We start from the raw sequence: 6,263 nt of genomic DNA on the forward strand, positions 1-6,263 counted from the left end.
TTTTAGTAGTTTTCTTTAAAAGTCATTACTTTGCTACATTAGAATGTGGGCTATTCTTAAAATACATTTTTGTTTGAGTTAGGAGAGAAATTGAAATGGATTCACAAGGGAAAATTCAAGGGGCTAATACTAGAGAAAAAATTTGGACGAGAGATTTTGTTTTAATTTGCATCGCCAATTTTTTCGTTTTTCTTGGGTTTCAGATGACATTGCCTACTCTGCCAATCTTTGTTAAAGAATTAGGGGGCAGTGATCAAATGATTGGGATCATTGTCGGGATCTTTACTTTTTCTGCACTTTTATTCCGACCATATGCTGGTCATGCTTTGGAATCCAAAGGTCGGCGTTTCGTTTACATGCTTGGATTATGTGTATTTGTTCTATCTGTTGGATCCTATGCTTTCATTGCTAGTATCGCATTATTGCTCATCATGCGGATTGTTCAAGGAGTAGGGTGGGGTTTCTCTACTACAGCAAGTGGAACGATTGCGACAGATTTAATCCCCCCAACGCGCAGGGGAGAGGGAATGGGGTATTTTGGCTTGTCAGGTAATCTGGCACTCGCTTTCGGTCCTTCTCTTGGTCTAACTCTTGTCGGGAAAATCTCTTTTTCTTCACTATTCTTAATTTGTGGTAGCTTAGGATTAGCAGCACTATTGCTTTCTTCACAAATTCACTATAAGAAGGTAGAAGAATCACCAAATAAGGCAGCAGTCCCTAAGTTTGACATATTTGAAAAGTCGGCGATTAAACCGTCTCTATTGTTATTTTTTATCACTGTCACATTTGGCGGGATTGCTTCATTTCTACCATTATATGCGGCCGAGAAAAATATTGCAGGTATTGAAATGTATTTTCTAGTTTACGCATTATTCCTAATGTTATCTCGAACATTTGCCGGAAAAATTTATGACAAAAAAGGGCATCTCTATGTTTTTCTACCTGGAACCATTTTAGTTTTTATCGCTATGATTCTCTTGTCTTGGCTTCCAAACATTACAGTTATGCTAATTGCAGCAGGGCTATATGGACTTGGCTTTGGTAGTGTTCAACCAGCCTTACAGGCATGGGCCGTCGATGCATCTCCCGATAATCGTAAGGGAATGGCTAATGCCACTTTCTTTTCCTTCTTTGATCTAGGTGTCGGATTAGGGGCCATGACATTTGGTCAATTAGCTTTTCTTTATGGTTATAACGTCATCTACATCACTTCTGCTGGCTCAGTTATGTTATCCATCTTTTTATATATTTATCTTTTAATCAGAACGAAGAAAATGGCCCATTAAATAAAAGCTTCACCTGAATAATAGGATTCCATTCAGGTGAAGCTCTTTTATTCTTTCTTTTTTCGCCTTCTAATGAAATAAAACAGGACTAGGCCCATCATTAATACAATAATGAAAATAGGAAGGTTTCCAATCAAGAAGACGGCTAATCCGGAACCTGCGGAAAGCAAAAAATTGGTGCTCGCTGCCAGTTGTTTTTTTGTTTTTCCCCATGTGTTTAAAGGTTTTTCGGCAATTTTTTGGATAGAATCTTCCTGCATATAAATGGTAATCGTTGAATAATCCGTTTGATTTTTCAAAAATTTCATCTTACCTGTAATCGTTTCAATTTCTTCTTGGATATTGGCTAGATCATTCGATATTTGTAATAGATCCTCAGTTTTTTTAGCATCCTCTAAAAAACTTAATAATCTTTTCTCAACCACTCGTTTTGATTGTAATCTAGCTTCTAAATCAACATATTGTTCTGTAACATCCTCACCGGAAATGGTTCTTTCAAGAACTTCGATCACTTCCTCTTCCGTTTCACGAAGAAATGTTTGAAAATCCTTATCAGGAATGCGAATCACAAGCTGACCTGCTTTTTCTGTCTCGCTTTCTCGGTACATATTCGACTCAACAATATAGCCTGCGTATTGCGCCACTTTCTTTTCAATCGAAGCTTGAGCTTGATCAAGATCTTGTACAAGAACCTGTAACTGAACTTGATGAATCACCATTCGCTCTGTTGTAGCTTTTCTTTCTGCTTCTTCAGAGTCGTTTTCTACTGACTGATCTTTACTTGAATTTTCCGTTGCACCAATCGAAGCATCACTTGAACTTTCTGTCTTGGCTATTGAAACATCATTTTTTGAAAAGCCGGCGGTATCACTGCTTTCTTTTGACTGATTTGTACTACAAGCGGCTAACAATAATGGGATGAGAAGGAAGGAGACAAAAAGCAATTTTTTCATAAGATAAAACCCCCTTTACCATCATTGGACGTAGCTAACAGGGAAATGTTACAATTATTTTATCTTGATTTTTTTAAAAAAATGAATCTTTTTGAAGGACAAAACAGTATATATACTACACTAAAAAAATAGGAGGACCCTTTTATGAGTATTTTATCTAGATTTAAAGACATTATGGCAAGTAATATTAACGCCCTTTTAGACAAGGCAGAAAACCCTGAAAAAATGATTGATCAATACATGAGAAATTTACAGAGTGATTTAGGGAAGGTAAAGGCTGAAACAGCATCTGTCATGGCAGAAGAACAAAGATCTAAACGCGCATTAGATGAATGCGTAAAAGAAATTGAAAAAATGCAAACCTATGCTGTAAAAGCGCTAGAGGCTGATAATGAAGCAGACGCAAGAAAATTTTTAGAAAAAAAGGCAACTCTAACATCACAGCAAGCAGAGTTACAATCAGCTTATAGCTTGGCTTCTTCCAATGCGCTTCGGATGAGAGAAATGCATGATAAACTTGTCTCTGATATTGGAGAATTAGAAGCGCGCCGTACGATGATTAAAGGGAAAATGGCTGTTGCTAAAACTCAAGAAAGATTAAACAAAATCGGTTCATCGATCACAGGGGCGAATGACTCTGTTTCCGCTTTTGGTAGAATGGAAGAAAAGGTAAACAAAGCCTTAGATGAAGCGAATGCCATGGCTGAACTAAATGCCAACCCAAAAGATAATATTGATGATTTAATGACAAAATATGATACAGATACTGGGGTAGACGATGAGCTAGCTGCCTTGAAAGCAAAAATGAAAAACAAGGAAGACTAAACTCCGAAAGCTGTAGCTTAAGCTACAGCTTTCCTAATGAAGAGGGAACAGCGAGGTGAACATGAATGGTCATTCAATATAAATGCCCCAATTGTGGCGATGATATGGTTTTCGACAGTGATACTGGAACCCTTTCTTGTCCCAGCTGTGGCAGAAAAGATAATATAGAAGATTTTTCGGATGAACATATTTTAACAACTTTTTCAGAAGATGAGGCGAAAGAATACCATTGTAAAAACTGTGGTGCCGTCATTCTCACTGATGCAGATACCACGGCGACAACCTGCAGTTTCTGTGGAGCTGGGGTTGTATTGGCAGATCGATTATCAGGTGTATTGGCTCCAAAGATGGTCATTCCTTTCAAAATTAGTAAAGAAGAAGCGATGAAGGCATTTCGGACTTGGTGTAAAAACGGACGCTTAACACCAAAGGGGTTCATGACAGCAGACCGTATTAAGGCCATCACAGGGATGTACGTCCCGTTCTGGTTATATGATTTAAACAGTAAGGTTCATGTAGAAGCAACGTGTACAAGAGTAAGGGAATATACGCGTGGCAATTATATTTATACAGAGACAAAATATTATGATGTGATGCGCAGGATTAATTTAGATTATATAAAGGTTCCCGCAGATGCTTCTGAAAAAATGCCAGATCAAATCATGGATAAATTGGAGCCGTTTCATTATGAAGATTTAAAAGATTTTAAGACTCCATATCTAGCAGGTTATATTGCAGAAAAATATAATTATAATGATGATGAGTTGCTCCCACGAGTAAAAGATAGAATAAAAGGATTTATCGATTCCTATATTTCCTCTACAATGGGTGGATATTCTTCTGTAAGTTATCGAACAAAAGATATTCATACTAAAAAGCAACAAAGTGCCTACGTACTTTTTCCTATTTGGATGGTTTATTATGATTATGACAAATCGGAGCATACCTTTGCGATGAATGGGCAAACGGGAAAGATTGTTGGGAAACCGCCACTTAGTTATGGCAAGATAGCAGGTTGGTTTAGTGGAATTGCTGGAGGAAGCTTTATCACCTTGAAACTGATTTCCTTGCTGTTAGGGGGCGGCCTTTGGTGAAAAGAACAGGTATTTTAATCACACTTTTTACGCTGTTTTCTTTATCTATTCTCCTTTTTACTAGTCCCGTTATGGCGGCTTCTCCAACGAAACAAAGAATCTATGATGATGCAGAGTTGTTGACCGAGCAAGAAACCGAACAGTTAGAAGTCCTTGCGGAAGAATATAGTGTCAAAAGAGAAACAGATTTTATTATTTTAACGACCAATGATACAGAAGGAAAATATGTTGTAAAATATATGCAGGATTTCTATGATGAAAAGGGTCCTGGCTATGATAAAAAACATGGAAACACCGCTATTTTAACAGTTGATATGCAACATAGAGAAATTTATTTAGCTGGATTTTATAAAGCAGAGAAATTATTAAATGATGATCGACTTGATTTAATTCGCGATAAAATTACTCCGGCTATGAAGAATGAAGACTATTTTACAGCTTTTCAAACATTCATTTTAACCGCTGATGAATATATGGGGATCCGCTTTGGTCTGAGCCCAGATAATCTCCTGTTCCAATTATGGTTTCAGGCAGCTGTCTCGATTGGATTAGGGGTACTCATTGTCGGGGGAATGGCTTATAATTCCGGCGGAAGAGTCACTATTAATAATAAAACGTACGAGGATTCTAGTACCTCACGCGTAGTAAACAGAAGAGATCAATATATTAGAACGACCACAACAAAGCGAAGAAAGCCTCAAAGTAATAGTGGCGGCGGCTCTTCTGGTGGTGGCGGTGGAAGAACCAGTGGCGGCCACTCACATAGTGGGAGTAGAGGCAGTTTTTAGAGTTTAGCAAAGGCCAGTGAATGATACAAGGGAGGATGCATAATGAGTTTTTTTAAAAATCAATTTGCCAATGTAATCGAATGGGAAGAATTCCGAGATGATATGATCTTTTGGAAATGGAATAATCGTGAAATTAAAAAAGGCAGTCGACTGATTATTCGTCCTGGGCAAGATGCAGTCTTTTTTAATAATGGAAGATTGGAAGGAATTTTTGAAGAAGAAGGCGACTATAATATTGAGTCACAAATTATTCCCTTTCTCTCAACGTTAAAAGGCTTTAAATTTGGCTTCAATAGTGGGCTGCGAGTAGAGGTCTTATTTGTCAATACGAAGGAATTTACGGTTAGATGGGGAACGAAGAATGCGATTAATATTCCTACTCCGCAATTACCAGGTGGCTTACCCGTTCGGGCAAATGGAACCTTTCAATTCAAAGTGAATGATTATATTGCGCTCATGGATAAGATTGCTGGAGTGAAAGATCGCTATTTAGTAGAAGATGTGAAAATCCGGATTACTGCCATCCTTGACCAGCTTTTGATGAAATGGATTACGCGTGAGGGAAAGGATATGTTTAATCTGCAAGCCAATGCTTTCGAGATTGCCAAAGGTATCCAAGAAGATTTGGATATGCAGATTTTAGATAGTGGAATGACGATCACAGGCTTTAATATTATGAGCTTCAATTATCCGAAGGAAATTCAAGATATGATTACCAAAAATGCCTCTCATGGAATGATTGGCGATATAAGTCGTTATCAACAAGTTTCCATGACAGACGGAATTTCTTCCGGCAAAGTAAAGGGAGGAGGCACGGCCTCTGACATGGCTGGCATGATGATGGGCATGGGAATGGCAAAGGAAATGATGAAAAATATGGACCAAAAGGAAGAACCGTCAAATCCAACTCCGACAAACTCTGATGCCAAAGATGGAACAATTCCTATTTACTGTCCGAATTGTGGAACAAAAACGAACGGTGGCAATTTTTGTTCCAACTGTGGTCAAAAATTAGTGAAGTGAAGGGGAATGCTGACAAAAATATTATATTAAGTCATGTATCAAAAAATAAATCAAAGCCAATAAATGTGTCAATACTAAATAAGATTACTTTAATGCCCCTAAAGTCATAGAGAGAGCTTAATTCGATTAAATGATTAAAACTGTCAATAGGAGTGGTGTCAAATGGTTGGATCTACGTCAATATTTAGGACACATAAAAGTTAATTTTTTTCATTGTGCTTCGAAACTTATTTAAATGTGTATTTGAAGGCTTGACATGGAGCCTCTGTGTGCGTGGTGATTTGCGAAAGACGA

6 protein-coding genes are annotated in these 6,263 nt (G+C 37.7%); 5 read left to right on the forward strand and 1 reads right to left on the reverse strand.

Going from position 1 to position 6,263, the window contains the following annotated elements; all coding sequences use genetic code 11:
* Positions 1–95: 95 nt before the first annotated feature.
* Positions 96–1,286 (forward strand): MFS transporter, encoded by a 1,191-nt coding sequence (locus KI363_RS04790; RefSeq protein WP_212965646.1) that lies wholly within the window; start codon positions 96–98, stop codon positions 1,284–1,286.
* A gap of 47 nt (positions 1,287–1,333) precedes the next feature.
* Here the strand turns inward: KI363_RS04790 and KI363_RS04795 are convergent, their stop codons facing one another.
* Entirely contained in the window at positions 1,334–2,239 is a 906-nt protein-coding gene (locus KI363_RS04795; RefSeq protein WP_212965647.1) for a DUF4349 domain-containing protein, read from the reverse strand.
* Positions 2,240–2,383: 144 nt separating this feature from the next.
* Here KI363_RS04795 and KI363_RS04800 point away from each other — a divergent pair, with 144 nt between their 5' ends.
* The 4 genes from KI363_RS04800 to KI363_RS04815 all read left to right on the forward strand — a co-directional run bounded on the left by KI363_RS04800 (position 2,384) and on the right by KI363_RS04815 (position 5,969).
* Entirely contained in the window at positions 2,384–3,064 is a 681-nt protein-coding gene (locus KI363_RS04800) for a PspA/IM30 family protein (RefSeq protein ID WP_158321830.1), read from the forward strand.
* A gap of 65 nt (positions 3,065–3,129) precedes the next feature.
* A complete protein-coding gene (locus tag KI363_RS04805) occupies positions 3,130–4,158 on the forward strand; it encodes a TFIIB-type zinc ribbon-containing protein (RefSeq protein ID WP_212965648.1) in 1,029 nt (342 codons plus the stop codon).
* Positions 4,155–4,946, forward strand: coding sequence for a TPM domain-containing protein (locus KI363_RS04810; RefSeq protein WP_306345154.1), 792 nt, complete (start codon positions 4,155–4,157; stop codon positions 4,944–4,946). Before KI363_RS04805 ends, KI363_RS04810 begins: the two co-directional genes overlap by 4 nt.
* Before the next feature lie 42 nt (positions 4,947–4,988).
* Positions 4,989–5,969, forward strand: coding sequence for an SPFH domain-containing protein (locus KI363_RS04815; RefSeq protein WP_212965649.1), 981 nt, complete (start codon positions 4,989–4,991; stop codon positions 5,967–5,969).
* Positions 5,970–6,263: the final 294 nt, after the last annotated feature.

Source organism: Lederbergia ruris, assembly GCF_018332955.1.
Taxonomy (GTDB): Bacteria; Bacillota; Bacilli; order Bacillales; family Bacillaceae_C; genus Lederbergia; species Lederbergia ruris.